1 protein-coding gene is annotated in these 500 nt (G+C 69.2%); it reads left to right on the top strand.

Annotated elements, in window-relative coordinates:
• The coding region (locus ACU8YE_RS24490) for a hypothetical protein (RefSeq protein WP_446929987.1) at positions 1 to 335 on the top strand (335 nt) is incomplete at its 5' end.
• Between the last annotated feature and the right edge of the window lie 165 nt (positions 336 to 500).

Raw genomic sequence — 500 nt, 5'->3', positions numbered from 1 at the left:
TGTCGGAGCCGGTCGGCGCGCCGCACCTGCGCGACATGGGCGCGACGCTCCTCGACAAGGCCCGCGCCCGCCTCCTGGAGGCCAAGGCGGATCGGTTGGAGAAGGACACGGCCGCCGAGTACGCGCCGCCGACCGATCCAGGTCCCTTGGCCGCGCACAGCGTGTCCGTCGACAACAAGGAGCGGCACCCGGGCGAACGCGTCCTCTGGGTCCGCTTCGACGATGGCGCAGGACGTGCTGTCCTCATAGCGCTTCCGTTCGCTCTGGCGCTGAAGCTCAACAGCAGCATCGGCCGAGCGGTGGCCGAGCGGCTTGATGCCGCGAGGGAGCGCTGAGGTGGCTCCTCGTTCCCCCATTCGGCTGGTGACAGCCTCACAAGGTTCGAGCGACGGTTTGGCGTCCGTCGACCGGACACTGCCCATCTTGGGCGTTTCCTCCCTAGACTTGGCCGGGGCCTCCGGGCTCCGGCCCCTTCTGGGAGATAGAGCTACGCGCGATGG

It is taken from the genome of Ralstonia sp. VS2407, assembly GCF_052950655.1.
Note: the sequence above shows the minus strand (reverse complement) of the source record. Positions and strands in the feature narration are given on the sequence as shown.